Genomic DNA, 18960 nt, shown 5'->3' with positions numbered 1-18960 from the left:
ATTTTATAAAGCTTTTTAATAATTTTTAAGTATAGAAAGATTCCTCAGTATGTTTTGTAGCCATTTCCCCACCAAAAAAGAGGGTTGCCCCTCTTCTTTAGTTCTTATCCAGATTGCGTAGCATTTCGTCAATCTTGTTCCCATACTCGATGGACTCGTCTTTGACGAAGGTCAAATCTGGGATTTTGTACAATTTCAAATTGCGACCAAGTTCACGTTTGATGGTACCAGTTGCTTTTTCAAGTCCGATTTGAGCTTTTTGATTATCTGAAGCAAGGTTACTCAAAATGGTGTAGTAAACCTTGGCAACAGACAAGTCACCCAGCATCTGAACATCTGTGATGGTCACACCTTGGACACGCGGATCACGGACTTTCTTTTGCAAAATCTCATTGACTTCACGCTTGATTTCCATGCCCACTCGATCCGTACGGAAATGATTTGCCATGATATTCCTTTCTCTACTTTGAACCAAAAGCTAGGCCAGCAGACCTAGCTATTTTTAAACTGCTTGATTTTCAGTTCAAATTGAAACAAAGTTCAATTTGAACTCATCCGCTTCTTTCGCTGTGGTGAAAGTGATGGAACTGATTTATCAGTCCCATCACAGGGGATTTTTGAGACCCTAAGCTCAAAAATAAGCAATGAAACCATGGGGTTGCTTGCGTCCCTCACCACCTAAGAAAGGAGCAAAAAAATCTTATCTCTTGATTTCTTCCATGACATAGGCCTCAATCACATCATCCATCTTGATATCATTGTAGCCATCGATCATCAAACCACCTTCACGGCCGTTTGTAACTTCTTTGACGTCGTCTTTGTAGTGTTTCAAGCTTGCAAGTTCACCGTCATAGATAACGACACCATCACGGATAACACGAACTTTAGAGTCACGGGTAACCTTACCGTTGATGACCATGAATCCACCGATAGTTCCCACTTTAGACACCTTGAAGGTTTCACGAATAACTGCTTCACCAATAATTTTTTCTTCGAATTCTGGATCAAGCATCCCTTTCATAGCTTCTTCCATCTCTTCGATAACCTTGTAGATAATGCTGTGGAGACGGATTTCCACATCGTCAGCTTCAGCTTGTTGACGAGCTTGTGGTGTAGGGCGTACGTTGAAACCAACGATAAAGGCATTTGAAGCTTCGGCAAGAGTCACGTCAGATTCGTTGATGGCACCGACCGCTGAGTGAACAATGGTAACTTTAACACCTTCTACATCGATTTTCTGAAGTGATGCAGAAAGGGCTTCAACAGAACCTTGTACGTCAGCCTTAATGATAACGTTAACTGATTTGAGTTCACCAGCTTTAAGTGTATCAAAGAGGTTTTCAAGGCTGACACGTTGGGTAGCTTGACGTTGCTTCATAAGAGCACGTTTGGCACGTTCTTCACCAGCTGCACGCGCAGATTTTTCATCTTCGTAAACAGCAAAGTGGTCACCCGCCATCGGCGCTTCATTCAAACCTGTGATTGATACTGGTGTTGATGGTCCAGCAACCTTAACACGACGACCAAGGTCGTTGGTCATAGCACGGACACGACCGAAGGTATTTCCGACAACGATTGGGTCTTGAACATTCAAGGTACCTTGTTGAACAAGAAGGGTTGCGACCGCACCTTTTCCTTTATCCAAGCGCGCTTCGATAACTGTACCGATAGCACGAACTGTTGGGTCTGCCTTGAGTTCTTGGATTTCAGCCACAAGAAGGACTGTTTCCAACAATTCTTCGATATTTTGGTTGAATTTAGCTGAGATTTCAACAAATTCAGAATCTCCACCCCAAGCAGTTGACATAACTCCATGCTCTGCCAATTCACCGATAACGCGTTCTGGGTTGGCACCTGGTTTATCAATCTTGTTGATGGCTACGATGATTGGAACGTTGGCCGCTTTTGAGTGGTTAATGGCTTCGATAGTCTGAGGCATAACCCCGTCATCTGCCGCTACAACCAAGATAGTAATATCGGTAACAGAAGCACCACGCGCACGCATAGATGTAAAGGCCGCGTGTCCTGGTGTATCAAGGAAGGTAATCTTCTTGCCATTTTCCACGATTTGGTAGGCACCGATATGCTGCGTGATACCACCTGCTTCACCTGTCGCAACACGAGAGTTACGAAGGGTATCTAGAAGGGTTGTTTTACCGTGGTCAACGTGTCCCATGATGGTTACAACTGGTGGACGCTCTACCAATTCATCTTCATTGAGATAACCATCTTCGACAAAGAAACGTTCGATGTCGGCATTATCCACTTCAACCTTTTGTTTAGCTTCGATACCGTAATCCACCATGAGGAGTTCGATTGTTTCTCCATCCAAGGATTGGTTTTGTGTGGCCATGACACCCATCATGAAAAGTTTCTTAACGATTTCAGCTGGTTCACGTTTGATACGTTTTGCGATTTCCGCAACGGTCATACCATCTGTATACTCAAATTCTGTTGGCAATTCATGGAATTTACGTTCTGTAACAGGTTTTGGAGTCTGATTACGGTTGTTCTTGTTATTGCCTTTTTTGTTCTTCTTGTTGTTATTCCAGTTACTATTCTTTTGATTTCTCACTTGATTTTGACTACTTCGATTCTTTTGTTGTTTTCTAGGACCATCTTCTTCGTGATCATAATCGTCACGATTTTTGTCTGGTCGAGCTTGTTTTTTACGACGTGTATCCACTGCAGGTTCTTTTTTCTCAGGGACGACTTCAACCACTGCTTGAACTTGCTGTTCTTGTTGCGCTTGTTCAGCTAACTTAGCAGCTTCTGCAAAGATTTCCTCTGGTTCCTTGCGTTTGTTAGCTTGAGCTAAGGCTTCTTTAGCAGCCTGATACTGCTTGAAACGTTCCTCACTTGAACGGGCATATTCTGCATTTTGTTCTGCTTTTAGGGCTGCTGCACGGGCCTTAAAGTCAACACGTGGAGCCGCTTGATTTGGACGTTTGTCCTCTTGTTGACGGCGCTCATTTCCACGATTTTGCTGACCTTGCTGTTTCTTAGCTTGGTCATTAAAGCGACGATTGTCGCGGTTGCCTTGACCAGGTTTACCACCATTACGGCCGTCATTTTTCTGACGGTTTCCGTTTTGTTGTTGGTCACGGTTATTGCCCTTATTTTGCTTGCGTCGTTCTGCCTGCTCTTTGGCACGGGCTTCACGCTCAGCCTTGAAATTACGGCTTTGCGGCTTAGCTGCTACTTTTTCTGTCTTCGGAGCAACTTGCTCAGCAGGTTTTGCCTCTTCCTTAACTACAGCTGGTTTAGCTGGTTCAGATTTTTCGGCTTTCTTTTCTGCACTTGCTTTTTGTTCTGCAGGTTTTGCTTCTACTTTCGGAGCAGCTGCAGGTTTAAAGCTGGCAGCGATTTTTGCAGCGACAGCTTCTTCCACACTTGATGAGTGGCTTTTCACATCCAAGCCCAACTCTTTTGCACGCGCTACAACTTCTTTACTTTCTTTTCCAAGTTCTTTTGCGATTTCGTACAATCTTTTCTTAGACAAATCATGTCCTCCTCTTCTATTCCATAAGAGACCTCATTTTCTTTGTAAATCCAGCATCTGTTACAGCCAAAACCTTTCTCGATTTTCCGACTGCTATGCTTAATTCCAGTGTTGAAAACACGGTTACAATTTCTACTTGATAATAATGACTTTTATCTTGAATCTTCTTGGTCAGATTGGGTCCAGCATCATGGGCTAGAAAGACCAACTTGGCCTTGCCGTCTTGAATGGCCTTGACCACCAATTCTTCACCCGATATAATCCGCCCTGCTCGTTGAGCAAGTCCCAAGAGATTGCTTATCTTTTGCTTATTCAAGTCCCAACTCTCTTCTTTTCACTTTGTGATCCACATAAGCGATCAACTCGTCATAAAAGCTTTCATCCACTTCCATGTCAAAGCTACGGTTAAAGACCTTCTTCTTTTTAGCCTCTATGGCTTCTTTATTGTCTAGCTTGATATAAGCGCCGCGGCCATTGGCCTTGCCTGTCGGATCGATAAAGACTTGTCCTTCCTTGTTCTTGACAATGCGGAGCAAATCACGCTTATCAATCACTTCATTAGAGACAACAGACTTGCGCAAAGGGATTTTTCTTGTTTTCATCTTTCCCTCCTCTAGCAGCTTTTATTCTTCTACAGTATCGTTTTCTGCTTCCAAATCTACTGAAGCAGTCTCTTCCATGGCTTCAAATTCACTAGCAGACTTGATATCGATACGGTAACCAGTCAAGTGAGCTGCCAAGCGAACGTTTTGCCCACGACGACCGATTGCAAGAGAAAGCTTGTTATCAGGAACAACCACCAAGGCACGTTTGCTGTCGTTTTCATCAAAGATAACTTGGTCAACTTCAGCAGGAGCAATGGCATTGTAGATAAATTCAGCTGGATCTGCTACCCACTCGATAACATCGATATTTTCTTCGATTGGTACCATACGGTCGCTCTTGGCATCGTAACGAGCTGGGTGGAATTTGCTGGTAATCTTCTTAATATTCGCTCCACCACGTCCAACGATTGTTCCGATAGCATCCACGTTTGGATTATGACTACGAACTGCAACCTTCGTACGGTCACCTGCTTCACGGGCCACGCTCATGATTTCAACAGTTCCATCATAAACTTCTGGAATTTCTTGCTCCATCAAACGTTTGATCATTTCTGGATGGCTACGGCTAACAAAGACGTTGACCCCGCGAGGGTTGTCTTCAACCTTGTAGACATAAACTTCAATACGATCATGAGAAGCAAAAACTTCTCCAGGGATTTGGTCTTGTTTTGACAATTGGGCTTCGATGCTGCCAAGGTTGACATAGATAAAACGGTTATCAAAGCGTTCTACAGTACCAGACATGATTTCTTGCTCATGTTCTTTATAAGTATTGTAAGTGATGGCACGTGTTTGCTTGCGCATTTTTTCCATGATGGTTTGTTTGGCAGATTGAGCTGCTACACGACCAAACTCAGCAGGTGCTTCTTCAAACTTGATTTTGTCACCAAGTTCATAGGCTGAATTAATGGCAAGAGCATCTTTCAAACTGATTTCCAAACGGCTATCAAATACTTCATCAACCACTTCACGGACAGTATAGACTGTAAAGTCACCTGTTTTTTCATTGAAGTCAATAGCTACGCTGTCTGATTGACCATAGCGTCTGCGATAAGCGGAACGAAGCGACTCTACTACTGCGTCGATGATGTCTTCTTTTTTGATTCCCTTGTCTTCTTCCAAAATGCGGAAGGCCTCTAGCATTTCTTTACTCATGTTTTCTTCACTTTTGAATCCTCAAAAGTTATCCTTTCTTTTTCTATAATTTAACTGCTAAACGTGCTTTTGATACTAAACTGTATGGAATTTGGACGGTTTTCTTACGCGTCTTGTCCATATATTCCATGGTCAACTCGTCCTCTTCAAAGGCTAACAAGGTTCCTTCAAAGACCTTTTGCTTATCGATGGCTTGGTAGAGCCCGACATGGATGTATTTCCCAACCGCTCCAGCAACGGCATCCTTGGTTTTTAAAGGACGTTCCAAGCCTGGACTGGTGATTTCTAGGAAATATTGTTCTGGGAAGGGATCTGGCTTGATGGTGTCTAGGACAGGACTGATAATTTCTGTCAAGTCTGCCGTGTCGTTCAAGGTAATTCCTTCAGGTTTATCTACAAAAATACTGAGAATCATGTCACTGCCAATCTTTCCATACTCGATATCCACGAGTTCGAAAGGCGCTTCTATGACAGGTTCTACAACTTCTCTGACTAATTCTACGATTGTTGCGATTGCGTCCACCTCCTCATAAGCAAGAGGCGAAGATATTTCCCCGCCTCACTTTCTCATATTCTTACTCTTAGTATAGCACGTTTGCCAACTTATGTAAAGCAAAAGCACTTATACAGCCTGATTTCAGGCTATTTCTTAAAATTCTGCCTCAACACGGTAGATAACTTGCCCCTTGTTGGAGAATTTTTGCTCGTATTCTGTCATGACATTGCCTTCAAAATCACTGGCATGTAAATCAAGCCAGACACCATTGAGCTTCATGCCATACTGAGAAAAGCTCACTAAACTGTACTCAAACAAGCCACGATTATCCGTCTTGAAATGAATTTCTCCATTTTCAGGCAAGATACGTTTGAAGGTATCCAAGAAGGTTTTGTAGGTCAAACGACGCTTTTCATGGCGTTTTTTAGGCCAAGGATCTGAAAAGTTCAGATACAAACGATCAATCTCACCGTCTTCAAAGTAGTCAGTCAAGTCAGAACCATCTACCCACAAGAGCTTAATGTTAGGCACTCCAACTTCAAGCACCTTGTCCAAAGCGTAGCTCAAAACAGACTTTTGAATATCAATCCCGATATAGTTGATGTCAGGATTTTGCTTGGCCATACCTGAAACAAAGGCACCCTTTCCACTTCCAACTTCCACATGAATGGGATTGTCATTGCCAAACAGGTCCCGCCATTTTCCCTTGGCTCCCAAGGGATTGAGGACCACATACTGGGGATTTGCCTCTAGTAATTCTGTCGCCCCTTTACGATTTCTAACTCTCATCTTCTCTTTCCATACTTGTCTCGGAAGTGACGCAGGCCATGAATCTCCCGATTGACATTTTCTAAATCTTGGTTCATATAATACTTGGAAATCTGGCTCAAATAAGACAATTGACCGTACCAATACAATTTATTTAATACCGTTTGATTGTACTTGTAACCGTAGTAGGTCAACCATTCCTTCCACTGATGTTCTGGAATATAATGGCAGAGCATATGGGCCACATCAAACATGCGGTCGGTCAAGCGAACCGAATCCCAATCTACCAAATAAATCAAGCCACTGTCTGTCTCAATCCAATTACTATGTCGTACATCTCCATGGACAATAGTCGCATGATCCTCTCTAAATCCTGGAATAGTCTGACGTAAATCAGCCATCACTTCACTGATAAAATGATTTTTACGCAAAGCATCTGGAGCCGTTTCCTGCCAAGACTGTAGTAAATCTACAGGTGTTTCCATGGCATATCCCAACCGACTCAACTGTGTCATCAACGGACGTGAGCGATGAAGACGGGTTAAAATATTGACGATTTGTTTACGATTCATATCATAAGGGGTCAATATTTTGCCTGTCAACCATTCTTGAGCACACATATCACGCCCATCTGCCAAACGGCGACTCCATAATAATTGTGGAGCAATTTGTTCTCTAGCTAGACCAGGTAGGATTGGAGAGGTGTTCATTTTTACAAAGATACGCTTCCCATCAGGATAGCTACCCATATAAGCCTTGCCACTTTTCCCAGGTATGGGAGTCAGTGTTAGCTCATTATCACCCAAATCCATTTCTTTCCTCCGTATAAAGTTTCCTTACTATTCTACTAGTTTTTGGCCTATTCGTCAACCGCTCCACGCCCGATTCTCAAAGAAAAGCCTCTGGGGTGGCTTGGGTATCATTATAGAAAGAAAAAGGTAAGCACCGTCTTCTACTTACCTTTCATAATTTTTATAAATAATATAAGAGTGGCCAAGCATTGTAAAACATGTGAACTAGAGTAGAAACCCATAGGTTTTGGCTCTTTTTATAAGCAAAGCCCAGTAACAAGCCCCCAAGTAGATAAAAAATAAACGAAGGGACATTAGAAGGTCCATGCATAAAAGAAAAGAGAGAGGAAGTCAGTACAATCCCTAACCAAGAATTGTCAAAAACCGCACCTTGAAGAAGTCCTCTGAAAATGAGTTCCTCCTGGATGGGTCCAAAAACTGAGGAAGTCAAAATCAAAGACAGGGAAATTCCTCTGCTGACTTCCGCCAAGTGTTGAACTCCTGCGCCAGAAGAAACAGCGAAGAAATGAATATAAACTAGCGTCTCAAGAACGCTTAGAAAAAAGATTGCAATGAAAAGCAAAAGTTGTTTCTTGCTTAACATCCCAAAAGAAACCATTTCAAACTTTCTAGCATAAGTAACACTCAGCGAGGTTACAAGAAGACTTACAATAATCAATTCAGATTCATTTTGAAAAAAATCCCCGTGGTTAATCGTATAAGGAACTGTAATGACGATTAGTAGTACTAAAAATCCAAAACAAAAGGCATGAAATTTATCAAAAAACTCCATAAAACTATCCTCCCCACCAAACAGACTTCCCTACAAGTCATCCTTTCGCTCTAACCTTTCCAATACAAACCATTTGAGTAACCAAAATCCGACCACATAACCAGCCCCTAAGAATATAGCCATTACAGATAACATGGGATTCAGGAAATAAAAGACCACCACAGATACAAAGGTTAGCACAAAAACATTGAATGCAATGGTGTCAGAAGCCAAATCTAAAATATAGGGCGTCAACCAGTCTAAGGTTTTTGAATCTAGGAAAAATAAATGTTTATACATGATGACCTCCTCTTGTCAGACTATAGACCAGTCCCAGATTAATAAGAAAGCTCTTTCCTACTTTTTATAATACTTCAAACCCCAAATGAGCAAAAGCATGATAAGCAAGCATAGAATAGCACCAATATAAGCGATTAGTTGTTGATAGGATTCTCCTGCTGTGATCCCTCTATACAAACAGATAATAGACATAAAGCCTGTCAAGCCAATATACATGAGTTGATTGGTTCTAGGACTAACCAAATCATCATCTTCAAATTCTCTTATCCTCATCTCTCTAGTGAGGTAAACAGTGACCAAAATAGAAGCCAAGTTAATAACCACTAAAAGAAATTGGAAAACCAAGGAAAAATTTAAAAACTGGCGAGATAGAAATAGATAAGCAGAGACAAGTAAAGGCAACTGACCTAAGAACAATCTCGCAAGGAAAATGGTCTGTTTTTTAAAAAATATTTTTTTCATTGCTTTCTCCATTACAATTAAATGACATCTAATCATTTTCTAAAATTTGATAACTTTTATGAAATGTTTTAGCAGAAACAACTCTATGATTGGTGATATCTATATAATCACCTGGATAACCAAGAACATACATCCCATAACCAGCGAATCCTCCTCCAACTGTTCCAACTAGACCAAACTTGATATTAGTTGCAAGAGAAGTGTTAAGACCTGCCATTAGAATGCGCACATGATTATCCAACCAAACCATATAATTTTTTTGAAAAGCTTCCTCTACCCAACTTGGTTTAGGAGTTGCTTGACCAATTTCCCAAACATCAACAATTTGATTCCCATATTTTGCCTTCATAGCTTCAATCCTTTTTAAATACCATTACATGAGTTTGGAGTTCCCCCTATACCATAAGGACCACATGGTTTTGAAAAATGTATAATAGGCCACTTACCATTTAATTGATCCAAAGTTGGAGAAGGTGCTAGCCCACCCAATAAACCAGCAACCATATCTCCCCAACCTCCGAAACTTCCTTCAACTTTCGCAAGCATCTCAGTATCCATCATTTCAAATTGTGACATCGTTTTTGTATTCATAACAAAAACTTCATTAGCCCCTACTTTTTATAATACTTCAAGCCCCAAATGAGTAGAAGCATGATTATCAAACAGAGAATAGCACCAATATAGGCAATCAATTGTTGATAGAATTCTCCTGCTGTGATACCTCTATACAAACAGATAATAGACATAAATCCTGTCAAACCAATGAACATCAGTTGATTGGTTCTAGGACTAACCAAATCATCATCTTCAAACTCTCTTATCCTCATCTCCCTAGTGAGGTAAACAGTGACCAAAATGGAAGCTAAGTTAATAACCACTAAGAGAAATTGGAAAACTAAGGAAAAATTTAAAAACTGACGAGATAGAAATAGATAAGTAGAGACAAGCAAGGGCAACTGACCTAGGAACAATCTCATAAGGAAGATGTTCCGTTTTTTAGCAAGAAAAGTTTTCATTTCTTTGCTCCTTTCTTTTTAGTTAAAGCAAAATAGATCACAACCGCAATCATATAGGCTATGGTATAAAATAGATGATACCAAATACTCTCCCTAAGCGGATAAAGAAGGGTAGACATGATCAGATATAGAACGAAAATAATCAGTATTTTTTTCTTCATAAAATTTCCTCCTAAATGTATGCTTTATCTTAGTTTAGCTACAACCTTTACACTGCTAGTATAGCACTCATTTTATCCTTGGAACACTCAAATCATAAATGGTCATCAAAACATCTTGAATTGTAAAAAATTAAAAAAAGCAAGCATGAAAAACATACTTGCCCTTTACACCATATTGATACCAACTTAATTTGTAGATTTTTTATCCTGCTATCACATATCATTTTGACAGGCGAAACAATATTAAAGAAACTCCACTGTAGATTAAACTAGCGATAAAAAATCTTTTTATCTAATTAGATCTATCTTTATTCTTCTTTGGAGATTTTAAAAATTTTTCCCTAATTAAAGAAGTAATAAAAGAAACAAACATACCAACAACAAAAACAATAAGAAAACTTTTGAAATCCATAATTACCTCCAAGTACACAAGCTCAAGTCTTTAAGCAAGCATAATAGCCAATTGTAACATTGTTTTTGCATTCACGAGGAATACCTCTTTTTACTTTCGTCCTATTGCAACCTTAATAAGGTTAGTATACTACTATTTTTTAAAATTTTCCATCCAAATCATAAATGGTCATCAAAACATCTTGAATTGTAAAAAATTTAAAAAGCAAGCATGGAAAACATACTTGCCCTGGGGAAACTTGACAATGTGAAAATACAAAATAGAAAACTACTCACCCTCACTTCCGTATGTTCTCATATATTCTCATGATCGCAACAAGGATAGCAGCTGTCCCACTTGCCAAAACGAGAAGGGTAATAATAATGTTGAAGATTTCAGGCGTACTCCCTATTCTGTTGATAAGACGGAGTAGGGATATAACTGTCAACTGAATCAGGAGTATTGATTCTACTCTTACCAGTGAAGTCAGTCGGTTTTCAACTGCATATAAAAAGGCTGGTAGCAAAACACAGGCTATAGCAATCACAAACAGGTTGCTCCCCGTTTCTTCTCCCTTGTTCACCACGGAAATCATGAGAAGATTAGATGCTATGATTAACGTAGAACAGATGATAAAAAAGGATTTCTTATTCATTTAATATACCTCACATACTATGGTAAAAGTCAAACTGGACAAAGACAAACTTTAACTGTTAGCTTCTGAAAATTGAAACATTGTTTTTGTATTCACGAGGAATGCCTTTTTTTATTTTCGTCCTGTTAGAATACCGTTGCTTGTACTCCATCAAGCAACCCCATTCCATTAGATAGTATGTTGTCTAGCTCCTCCATCTTTTCATCTGAAAATGTTATTTTTCAGCGTTGATTGCTTTTTCATAGGTTGCTATCGTCCTTGATAACACCATCTTCCCATATTCTTCTCCAAGTGACTTCTTTCTCCTTGCCATTTTTTACCCCTTTATTTTACATTTTTTAGTTCTGAGTGTTGTTTTTTTTCTTCCTCTTCGTCTTCTTTTCTTTTATTCTTTTTATAATCGTTTAGCAGTTCAAAACCTTTATCAAAAGCAAAAAAACCTAAACCTAAAGAAAACGGTGCTCCGACTATTTCTATAACTTTTGCCCACCTTGTCCCAAAATCTTCTGAAAAATAAGCAAGCGCCCCGACGGCTAAAACTGCTAAGATTAAAAAATATGCTCCAAAATCTGCACTTTCTGTTACTTTAGCTTTTTCTGTTCTACTATTTTTACTCATGATAATTTCCTTTCATTTTTAACTTTTCTACTTCCGCTAATACTAACTATTTACCATGCTTTTTTACCTATGCATTAACTACTATTTAACCCTCTAAAAGTGGTTAGTTTTCTGCCTTCCTCTCCTCGCTACCTCACGATAGTCAGGCCTGGGAATCATTATTGGGTTCACCAGTAGCAGGTGTCCACCGAGGACTTACACCTCAGATATACGACATGCCCGTCGTACTTAAAAAAGAAAGGATGAAATTCGTCCTTTCTTGATCTTAGCTTTTCTTCAACTCACTACAGTTGACAATGAGCCAAAGGATAGTTAATAACCTATTGAAGTGTCAAATGTTGCTAACTCCATTGATCTTCAAATTTAAATAGGCACATTATCGGAGTTATCAGTAAGAAAAAATCTAACCAGTTCAAATAATTCATAATATAGGATATAATACCAGCCATAACGAAAAGGTACAAAGCTGTACGATATCCTCTCTTTTGGTTTTTATCAGCCTTGGTGTTAAAAATAATGTACACACAACAAATTGCAATGAGTATAAGCTGAATCATAGTTTCGTTTAACATATTAACACTCATTCCTTTTTAAAACTATTTTGGTGGTCTCAATCCATAAGCTACAAAGCCACCTACTATAGCGCCTCCTGCTGCGCAAATAAAGTAAGCTTGGGGGCCTCCAGCAATACAAGATTGTCCTGCCTGAAATGCACCCGACAAGGCTCCTACAAGTACATCTCCTCCCAATCCACCTCCAGAAATATTACTTAATTCTTGATTATCTACTATTTTGTAATTAAACATAATTTCTATTCCCTTCTATGACCAAATATTATCAGCAATTGCAGTAAAAGAACCACCAAGTTTAGCTCCAGCCCAAGCACAGGCAGCAGTCATAGCCCATGTGGCACCACCAGTAAGGAGTCCTCCTACCCCACACATAGCAACTCCGATACCTGCTCCATAGACAGCTCCTTTTCCTACTGTTCCCCAATCAGTTCCTCCCTCAATGCTAGCCAGCATTTCAGTATCCAAAACATCAAATTGAGTCATTGTTTTTGTTTCCATGAGGAATACCTCCTTTTTTATTTTTAATTTTTGTCTTGTTGCAACTTTGACAAGTTTAGTATATCATCGTTTATTAATTTTTTTCATCCAAATCTTGAATTGTCATCGAAACGTCTTGAATTGTTAAAAAATTTAAAAAGCAAGCATTAAAAACATACTTGCCCTTTCACTCTTGTCTATAGGCAAATTCTAACCATATGTTATTACAAACAAATAGTATCATTTCACCTGTTTACCATCTATTTTTATTTATGAATTTTTTGTTTCACTTTAATCATTATAGAAGCCATAAAAAACGCGACAGCTAGCCGAAGCAGTTGGTAACTTTCTTCCTCTCCTGTTTTCGGTAATAATTTTTCATTCGAAGTAATAGATTCGCTTACATAATCAGTCCCCTTAACATCAGTTGAAGGAGCTTTATTTTCTTGAGCAACATCAAAAATAGGTTTGGGAGTTTCCAATTGATTCTTATTGTCTAACATTGCTAAATTGCCAGATTGAGTAGTTTTAGCTTTAGAAGTTGAGTTTATACTCTCCACTTTCCCACTATTTTCGCTATTAGAATTGGGATTATCATTGGATATTTTCATTTCGGTTCTTTTTTCATCACCCATACCTTTGCTGTCGCTTACAACTTTATCACTAATACTCATGCTGTCATCTCTGGTTTTCTCATCACGGACACTTTCAGTTACTGTTTCCTCAGAAGATTTCACTGTCTCCGTTTGCTTAGGTGAGTTGCTCGAGTACATATAATCATAAACCTGTTGTGCAGTTGCTCCGCCACCAACCCATCCAGATGTCGGATGTCCATTTTTTAAATACAAAATTGTTGGTGTTCCTGGAATACCGACTTTTTTAAATAGAAACTCTCTCGCTTCCTCATCAAAATCCTTACCGTCCAAATCATAATACTCTAACTTCTTTTCAATCAAGTTATTAAATTCTTTCAATTCAGGAGAAAATTGACGACAATGAGAGCAAGTTTTTCTACCAAAATAAATAGTATGTTCCAATTGATCCTCTGTAAAAGAGTGACGTACAGCTTCAATATCTATCTTTTTAAAGTCCGTAACATTCTTCTCATACTCTTCTGGGGTTACAACAGAAGGTTTATGCTCCACCTTTTCCTTAGTCGATGGCAAATCTGGTGCCACAAGAGAACTATCATTCGCCTGGATAGATGAAGTAGTAGGATGTTCTTCTGCATATACAACACCCGTAGTAATAGATGCAAATACAAGTGGTACAAGTAATAGCGATTTTATCTTTTGATTCTTCATAAGAATACTCCTTTACATTTGTTATTTTTATCTTACCTTATTTAAGATTACAAATTCATCTAAATCTTAAATGGTCATCGAAACATCTTGAATTGCAAAAATTTCATTATAAAAGGGGTAAGTATTTCGAAAACACTTACCCCTTTATACTTCATTAAGCTCTACTTTTTATAATACTTCAATCCCCAAATGAGAAAAAGCATAATAATCAAGCAGAGAATAGCACCAATATAAGCGATTAATTGTTGGTAGAATTCTCCTGCTGTGATACTTCTATACAAACAAATAATAGACATAAAACCTGTCAAGCCGATATACATAAGTTGATTGGTTCTAGGACTAACCAATTCATCATTTACTTCTATTTAAGATCATGTCTTTTATGTTAATGTATGTTAACACTAAAAAACAAGTTAGGCCAATAATATTTAAAATAAACAATAACGGGGTTAAGTCTCTAAAAAAATTATCCACTGACACTATAAGAAATACTATACATAATATAGTCGAAACTATCTTTTTCTTGTTCATAATTATTTACTCCGTTCCAACTAAATTCAGCTTAGTAATGAAGAGCGATTTTTAACAGTATTTAGCACCACCAGTTGCCGCTCCGCCCCAAAAACCAACAGCAGCTCCAGATACAGTACCAATGATAGGTAGCGTTACAGTTCCTACGGCGCTACCAGCAACTCCTCCAGTCAATGCACCTCCAACTACACCGAGTCCACATTTTATCCAACCGCCACCTTCAACGCAAGTAAGCATATCAGCATCCATAATCTCAAATTGTTCCATCATTTTTGTATTCATGACAAATACTCCTTTTTTATTTTTAATTTTTGTCTTGTTGCAACTTTGACAAGTTTAGTATATCATTGTTTTTTAAAATTTTTCATCCAAATCTTGAATTGTCATCGAACCGTCTTAAATTAGCTTTTTTATTTAAAACCACCTCTAAAATTTTTTTAAAAGATAATTTCTAATCACTTTTTTACCATTCAGGAAGTTTCAATGACTATTCAAGATTTTATAAAGCACGAAATTGTTTTTATGTCATAATAGACCTATCCACTATATGAAAGGAATTGCCAATGACTTCTTATAAACGTACATTTGTTCCTCAAATAGATGCTAGAGACTGCGGTGTTGCTGCCTTAGCCTCGATTGCTAAATTCTATGGTTCAGATTTTTCTCTAGCTCACTTGAGAGAACTTGCAAAGACCAATAAAGAAGGGACGACTGCTCTTGGCATTGTAAAAGCCGCTGATGAAATGGGCTTTGAAACAAGACCTGTTCAAGCAGATAAAACGCTCTTTGATATGAGTGATGTCCCCTATCCTTTTATCGTTCACGTTAACAAAGAAGGAAAACTCCAACATTACTATGTTGTCTATCAAACAAAGAAAGACTATCTGGTTATTGGTGATCCTGACCCTTCTGTAAAAATCACCAAAATGTCAAAAGAACGCTTTTTCTCTGAATGGACTGGAGTAGCTATTTTTCTAGCTCCCAAACCTAGCTATCAACCCCATAAAGATAAAAAGAATGGTCTACTAAGCTTCCTTCCTCTGATTTTCAAACAAAAATCTCTCATTGCTTACATTGTTCTCTCAAGCTTATTGGTCACGATTATCAATATAGGTGGTTCTTATTATCTCCAAGGAATCTTGGATGAATACATTCCAAATCAGATGAAATCAACTTTAGGAATCATCTCAGTTGGTCTGGTTGTAACCTATATCCTCCAACAAGTCATGGGCTTCTCCAGAGATTATCTCCTAACTGTTCTGAGTCAGAGATTAAGTATTGATGTGATTTTATCCTATATTCGCCATATTTTTGAACTTCCTATGTCTTTCTTTGCGACACGTCGCACAGGAGAAATCATTTCACGGTTCACAGATGCTAACTCTATCATAGATGCCTTGGCTTCTACCATTCTTTCTCTTTTTCTGGATGTTTCTATTCTGATTCTTGTAGGGGGAGTCTTGCTGGCACAAAACCCTAATCTCTTCCTTCTTTCTCTTATTTCTATTCCTATATACATGTTCATCATCTTTTCTTTTATGAAGCCTTTCGAAAAAATGAACCATGATGTCATGCAAAGTAATTCTATGGTTAGCTCTGCCATTATCGAAGATATCAACGGGATTGAAACTATCAAGTCGCTCACGAGTGAAGAAAATCGCTATCAAAATATCGACAGCGAATTTGTAGATTATTTAGAAAAATCCTTTAAGCTCAGTAAATATTCTATTTTACAAACAAGTTTAAAGCAGGGAACAAAATTAGTTCTGAATATCCTTATCCTATGGTTTGGCGCTCAATTAGTCATGTCGAGTAAAATTTCTATCGGTCAGCTGATTACCTTTAACACACTTCTTTCTTACTTTACAACTCCTATGGAAAATATTATCAACCTCCAAACCAAACTCCAATCTGCGAAGGTCGCTAATAACCGTTTGAACGAAGTCTATCTAGTCGAATCTGAATTTCAAGTTCAAGAAAACCCTGTTCATTCACATTTTTTGATGGGCGATATTGAATTCGATGACCTTTCTTATAAGTATGGTTTTGGACGAGATACCTTAACAGATATTAATCTCACGATTAAACAAGGAGATAAGGTTAGCCTAGTTGGAGTTAGTGGTTCTGGTAAAACAACTTTAGCCAAAATGATTGTCAATTTCTTTGAACCCTACAAAGGACATATTTCCATCAATCATCAGGATATTAAAAACATTGATAAAAAAGTCTTGCGCCGTCATATTAATTACCTACCCCAACAAGCCTATATCTTTAATGGCTCTATTTTGGAAAACTTAACCTTGGGCGGTAATCATATGATTAGCCAAGAAGATATTCTAAAAGCTTGTGAATTAGCTGAAATCCGTCAAGACATTGAAAGAATGCCTATGGGCTATCAAACTCATCTCTCTGATGGAGCTGGTCTATCAGGAGGACAAAAGCAACGAATAGCCCTCGCTCGTGCTCTTTTAACTAAATCTCCTGTTTTAATACTAGATGAAGCTACTAGCGGTCTTGATGTCTTGACTGAGAAAAAAGTTATAGATAATCTTATGTCCCTAACTGATAAAACCATTCTCTTTGTAGCCCATCGTCTCAGTATAGCCGAACGAACCAACCGTGTCATTGTTCTTGACCAGGGGAAAATCATTGAAGTTGGTAGTCATCAAGAGTTAATGCAGGCGCAAGGCTTCTACCATCATCTATTCAATAAATAAGGAGAATGTCATGAATCCTAATCTTTTTAGAAGCGTCGAGTTTTATCAGAGACGTTACCATAACTATGCGACAGTATTAATCATACCTCTTTCATTACTGTTTACTTTCATCTTGATTTTCTCCCTCGTTGCCACAAAAGAAATTACTGTCACTTCCCAAGGAGAAATCACCCCTACAAGTGTCATTGCATCCATTCAGTCAACAAGTGATAATCCTATCCTAGCTAATCATTTAGTGGCAAATCAAGTAGTTGAAAAAGGTGACTTACTCATCAAATACTCTGAAACAATGGAAGAAAGTCAGAAAACTGCCTTAGAAACTCAATTACAAAGACTTGAGAAGCAAAAAGAAGGACTTGGAATTTTGAAACAAAGCTTAGAAACAGCGACTGATCTTTTTTCTGGCGAGGATGAGTTTGGCTACCATAATACCTTTATGAATTTTACTAAACAATCCCATGATATTGAACTGGGTATCACAAAGACTAACACTGAGGTTTCAAATCAAGCCAATCTTGCCAATAGCAGTTCATCAGCCATCGAACAAGAAATCACAAAAGTTCAACAACAAATTGGAGAATACCAGGAGCTGAGAGATGCTATCATAAATAAAAGGGCTCGCTTACCAACTGGCAATCCACACCAGTCAATTTTGAATCGTTATCTTGTAGCCTCACAAGGACAAACACAAGGAACTGCAGAGGAGCCATTTTTATCTCAAATTAATCAAAGCGTTGCAGGTCTGGAATCATCTATCGCAAGCCTCAAAATTCAACAAGCTGGTATCGGAAGTGTAGCAACTTATGATAATAGTTTAGCAACCAAAATTGAAGTACTCCGCACTCAGTTTTTACAAACAGCCTCACAGCAACAACTAACCGTGGAGAATCAATTAACAGAATTAAAAGTACAGCTAGATCAAGCGACACAGCGCTTAGAAAACAATACCTTAACCGCCCCAAATAAAGGTATCATTCATCTGAACAGCGAATTTGAAGGTAAAAATAGAATTCCAACTGGTACAGAAATTGCTCAAATATTCCCTATCATCACAGATACAAGAGAAGTACTAATCACTTACTACGTATCTTCTGACTATCTACCTCTACTAGATAAAGGACAAACTGTAAGATTAAAACTGGAGAAGATTGGAAATCACGGCATTACCATTATCGGCCAACTTCAGACAATTGATCAAACTCCTACCAGAACAGAGCAAGGAAATCTCTTTAAATTAACCGCTCTTGCAAAACTATCTAATAATGATAGTAAACTCATCCAATACGGCTTACAAGGTCGCGTCACTAGTGTAACTGCAAAGAAAACATATTTTGATTATTTCAAAGATAAAATTTTAACACATTCTGATTAATTTTCAGATAACACTCTAGAACTATTTATTATCTTATCAAAAAGGAGAATTATAACATGGATAAGAATCAAAACCTAACTTCATTTCAAGAACTAACAACTACTGAACTCAACCAGATTACAGGTGGAGGATGGTGGTTAGATTCAATATTAGATATGTTAACATCTAAAATACCAGACCAAGCCAATAGGTATGGAAATCATCAACAAATGTAATCATCCAAGGTGGTATTGGATAAAAAACTTGGCTCTATAATATTTGTAGTGGGTAAATCTCCTATAGATATTATGAAGCC

General features: G+C 38.3%; 23 protein-coding genes. 3 read left to right on the top strand and 20 right to left on the bottom strand.

The window, feature by feature from the left end:
* Nucleotides 1–97: 97 nt before the first annotated feature.
* The 20 genes from rbfA to ADJ60_RS04900 form a co-directional block, all read right to left on the bottom strand.
* Complete coding sequence (rbfA, locus tag ADJ60_RS05015) at nt 98–448, bottom strand: 30S ribosome-binding factor RbfA (protein WP_001273601.1); 351 nt, start codon at nt 446–448, stop codon at nt 98–100.
* Nucleotides 449–700: 252 nt separating this feature from the next.
* Nucleotides 701–3502, bottom strand: a complete 2802-nt coding sequence (infB, locus tag ADJ60_RS05010; RefSeq protein ID WP_049543811.1) for a translation initiation factor IF-2 — start codon at nt 3500–3502, stop codon at nt 701–703.
* 16 nt (nt 3503–3518) lie between these two features.
* Complete coding sequence (locus ADJ60_RS05005; RefSeq protein WP_001041390.1) at nt 3519–3818, bottom strand: YlxQ-related RNA-binding protein; 300 nt, start codon at nt 3816–3818, stop codon at nt 3519–3521.
* Nucleotides 3811–4104: an RNase P modulator RnpM gene (gene rnpM, locus ADJ60_RS05000; protein ID WP_049543809.1), complete on the bottom strand. Its 294-nt coding sequence runs from the start codon at nt 4102–4104 to the stop codon at nt 3811–3813. Before rnpM ends, ADJ60_RS05005 begins: the two co-directional genes overlap by 8 nt.
* A 21-nt stretch (nt 4105–4125) precedes the next feature.
* Complete coding sequence (gene nusA, locus ADJ60_RS04995) at nt 4126–5262, bottom strand: transcription termination factor NusA (RefSeq protein ID WP_049538831.1); 1137 nt, start codon at nt 5260–5262, stop codon at nt 4126–4128.
* Between the two features lie 43 nt (nt 5263–5305).
* A complete protein-coding gene (gene rimP, locus ADJ60_RS04990; protein WP_001808691.1) occupies nt 5306–5785 on the bottom strand; it encodes a ribosome maturation factor RimP in 480 nt (159 codons plus the stop codon).
* 126 nt (nt 5786–5911) lie between these two features.
* Complete coding sequence (gene trmB, locus ADJ60_RS04985; RefSeq protein ID WP_001266106.1) at nt 5912–6547, bottom strand: tRNA (guanosine(46)-N7)-methyltransferase TrmB; 636 nt, start codon at nt 6545–6547, stop codon at nt 5912–5914.
* Entirely contained in the window at nt 6544–7338 is a 795-nt protein-coding gene (gene ccrZ / locus ADJ60_RS04980) for a cell cycle regulator CcrZ (RefSeq protein ID WP_000362999.1), read from the bottom strand. The genes trmB and ccrZ overlap by 4 nt, the downstream gene beginning before the upstream one ends.
* A gap of 160 nt (nt 7339–7498) precedes the next feature.
* Nucleotides 7499–8110, bottom strand: a complete 612-nt coding sequence (locus ADJ60_RS04975) for a CPBP family intramembrane glutamic endopeptidase (RefSeq protein ID WP_000394026.1) — start codon at nt 8108–8110, stop codon at nt 7499–7501.
* 30 nt (nt 8111–8140) lie between these two features.
* Entirely contained in the window at nt 8141–8389 is a 249-nt protein-coding gene (gene blpZ / locus ADJ60_RS04970; RefSeq protein ID WP_049543807.1) for an immunity protein BlpZ, read from the bottom strand.
* Between the two features lie 57 nt (nt 8390–8446).
* Nucleotides 8447–8851 (bottom strand): hypothetical protein, encoded by a 405-nt coding sequence (locus ADJ60_RS04965; protein WP_049543805.1) that lies wholly within the window; start codon nt 8849–8851, stop codon nt 8447–8449.
* A 28-nt stretch (nt 8852–8879) separates the two neighbouring features.
* On the bottom strand, nt 8880–9200 hold the full coding sequence (locus tag ADJ60_RS04960) for a hypothetical protein (protein WP_000645118.1): 321 nt from the start codon (nt 9198–9200) through the stop codon (nt 8880–8882).
* Between the two features lie 14 nt (nt 9201–9214).
* On the bottom strand, nt 9215–9442 hold the full coding sequence (locus ADJ60_RS04955; RefSeq protein ID WP_049543802.1) for a ComC/BlpC family leader-containing pheromone/bacteriocin: 228 nt from the start codon (nt 9440–9442) through the stop codon (nt 9215–9217).
* Nucleotides 9443–9462: 20 nt separating this feature from the next.
* Nucleotides 9463–9867: a hypothetical protein gene (locus ADJ60_RS04950; protein WP_049543800.1), complete on the bottom strand. Its 405-nt coding sequence runs from the start codon at nt 9865–9867 to the stop codon at nt 9463–9465.
* A gap of 453 nt (nt 9868–10320) precedes the next feature.
* Nucleotides 10321–10440, bottom strand: a complete 120-nt coding sequence (locus ADJ60_RS11735; RefSeq protein WP_004269601.1) for a PncF family bacteriocin immunity protein — start codon at nt 10438–10440, stop codon at nt 10321–10323.
* A 958-nt stretch (nt 10441–11398) separates the two neighbouring features.
* The gene (locus tag ADJ60_RS04930; protein ID WP_033684780.1) at nt 11399–11692 is read right to left on the bottom strand and encodes a hypothetical protein; all 294 of its coding nucleotides are present in this window, start codon (nt 11690–11692) and stop codon (nt 11399–11401) included.
* Nucleotides 11693–12288: 596 nt separating this feature from the next.
* Nucleotides 12289–12498 carry a Blp family class II bacteriocin gene (locus tag ADJ60_RS04920; RefSeq protein WP_033684778.1) on the bottom strand — a complete coding sequence of 70 codons (210 nt, stop codon included), beginning with the start codon at nt 12496–12498 and terminating at the stop codon, nt 12289–12291.
* A gap of 15 nt (nt 12499–12513) precedes the next feature.
* On the bottom strand, nt 12514–12762 hold the full coding sequence (locus ADJ60_RS04915) for a Blp family class II bacteriocin (protein ID WP_033684777.1): 249 nt from the start codon (nt 12760–12762) through the stop codon (nt 12514–12516).
* Between the two features lie 245 nt (nt 12763–13007).
* Nucleotides 13008–14045, bottom strand: a complete 1038-nt coding sequence (locus tag ADJ60_RS04910) for a thioredoxin domain-containing protein (RefSeq protein ID WP_049543798.1) — start codon at nt 14043–14045, stop codon at nt 13008–13010.
* A 582-nt stretch (nt 14046–14627) separates the two neighbouring features.
* The gene (locus ADJ60_RS04900) at nt 14628–14858 is read right to left on the bottom strand and encodes a bacteriocin class II family protein (protein ID WP_049543796.1); all 231 of its coding nucleotides are present in this window, start codon (nt 14856–14858) and stop codon (nt 14628–14630) included.
* Between the two features lie 281 nt (nt 14859–15139).
* Between ADJ60_RS04900 and blpA the strand changes: the two genes are divergently transcribed.
* Genes blpA through blpC form a run of 3 tightly spaced genes read left to right on the top strand, consistent with a single transcriptional unit; the run spans nt 15140 to nt 18880 of the window.
* Nucleotides 15140–17293 (top strand): peptide cleavage/export ABC transporter BlpA, encoded by a 2154-nt coding sequence (gene blpA / locus ADJ60_RS04895; RefSeq protein WP_049543795.1) that lies wholly within the window; start codon nt 15140–15142, stop codon nt 17291–17293.
* Nucleotides 17294–17303: 10 nt separating this feature from the next.
* Nucleotides 17304–18665 (top strand): bacteriocin secretion accessory protein, encoded by a 1362-nt coding sequence (locus ADJ60_RS04890; protein ID WP_049543793.1) that lies wholly within the window; start codon nt 17304–17306, stop codon nt 18663–18665.
* A 56-nt stretch (nt 18666–18721) separates the two neighbouring features.
* Nucleotides 18722–18880: a quorum-sensing system pheromone BlpC gene (gene blpC, locus ADJ60_RS11050; protein ID WP_078141630.1), complete on the top strand. Its 159-nt coding sequence runs from the start codon at nt 18722–18724 to the stop codon at nt 18878–18880.
* The last annotated feature ends 80 nt before the right edge of the window (nt 18881–18960 follow it).

This window comes from Streptococcus pseudopneumoniae (assembly GCF_001076775.1).
Taxonomy (GTDB): Bacteria; Bacillota; Bacilli; order Lactobacillales; family Streptococcaceae; genus Streptococcus; species Streptococcus pseudopneumoniae_G.
The sequence above is the reverse complement of the archived record's forward strand: the minus strand, read 5'-3'. Positions and strand labels throughout refer to the sequence as shown.

Excerpts from the sequence above, each read along its gene's own strand:
- rbfA (WP_001273601.1), bottom strand. The coding sequence starts at position 448 with ATGGCAAATCATTTCCGTACGGATCGAGTGGGCATGGAAATCAAGCGT.
- rnpM (WP_049543809.1), bottom strand. The coding sequence starts at position 4,104 with ATGAAAACAAGAAAAATCCCTTTGCGCAAGTCTGTTGTCTCTAATGAA.
- nusA (WP_049538831.1), bottom strand. The coding sequence starts at position 5,262 with ATGAGTAAAGAAATGCTAGAGGCCTTCCGCATTTTGGAAGAAGACAAG.
- trmB (WP_001266106.1), bottom strand. The coding sequence starts at position 6,547 with ATGAGAGTTAGAAATCGTAAAGGGGCGACAGAATTACTAGAGGCAAAT.
- ccrZ (WP_000362999.1), bottom strand. The coding sequence starts at position 7,338 with ATGGATTTGGGTGATAATGAGCTAACACTGACTCCCATACCTGGGAAA.
- ADJ60_RS04975 (WP_000394026.1), bottom strand. The coding sequence starts at position 8,110 with ATGGAGTTTTTTGATAAATTTCATGCCTTTTGTTTTGGATTTTTAGTA.
- blpZ (WP_049543807.1), bottom strand. The coding sequence starts at position 8,389 with ATGTATAAACATTTATTTTTCCTAGATTCAAAAACCTTAGACTGGTTG.
- ADJ60_RS04965 (WP_049543805.1), bottom strand. The coding sequence starts at position 8,851 with ATGAAAAAAATATTTTTTAAAAAACAGACCATTTTCCTTGCGAGATTG.
- ADJ60_RS04960 (WP_000645118.1), bottom strand. The coding sequence starts at position 9,200 with ATGAAGGCAAAATATGGGAATCAAATTGTTGATGTTTGGGAAATTGGT.
- ADJ60_RS04955 (WP_049543802.1), bottom strand. The coding sequence starts at position 9,442 with ATGAATACAAAAACGATGTCACAATTTGAAATGATGGATACTGAGATG.
- ADJ60_RS04950 (WP_049543800.1), bottom strand. The coding sequence starts at position 9,867 with ATGAAAACTTTTCTTGCTAAAAAACGGAACATCTTCCTTATGAGATTG.
- ADJ60_RS11735 (WP_004269601.1), bottom strand. The coding sequence starts at position 10,440 with ATGGATTTCAAAAGTTTTCTTATTGTTTTTGTTGTTGGTATGTTTGTT.
- ADJ60_RS04930 (WP_033684780.1), bottom strand. The coding sequence starts at position 11,692 with ATGAGTAAAAATAGTAGAACAGAAAAAGCTAAAGTAACAGAAAGTGCA.
- ADJ60_RS04920 (WP_033684778.1), bottom strand. The coding sequence starts at position 12,498 with ATGTTTAATTACAAAATAGTAGATAATCAAGAATTAAGTAATATTTCT.
- ADJ60_RS04915 (WP_033684777.1), bottom strand. The coding sequence starts at position 12,762 with ATGGAAACAAAAACAATGACTCAATTTGATGTTTTGGATACTGAAATG.
- ADJ60_RS04910 (WP_049543798.1), bottom strand. The coding sequence starts at position 14,045 with ATGAAGAATCAAAAGATAAAATCGCTATTACTTGTACCACTTGTATTT.
- ADJ60_RS04900 (WP_049543796.1), bottom strand. The coding sequence starts at position 14,858 with ATGAATACAAAAATGATGGAACAATTTGAGATTATGGATGCTGATATG.
- blpA (WP_049543795.1), top strand. The coding sequence starts at position 15,140 with ATGACTTCTTATAAACGTACATTTGTTCCTCAAATAGATGCTAGAGAC.
- ADJ60_RS04890 (WP_049543793.1), top strand. The coding sequence starts at position 17,304 with ATGAATCCTAATCTTTTTAGAAGCGTCGAGTTTTATCAGAGACGTTAC.
- blpC (WP_078141630.1), top strand. The coding sequence starts at position 18,722 with ATGGATAAGAATCAAAACCTAACTTCATTTCAAGAACTAACAACTACT.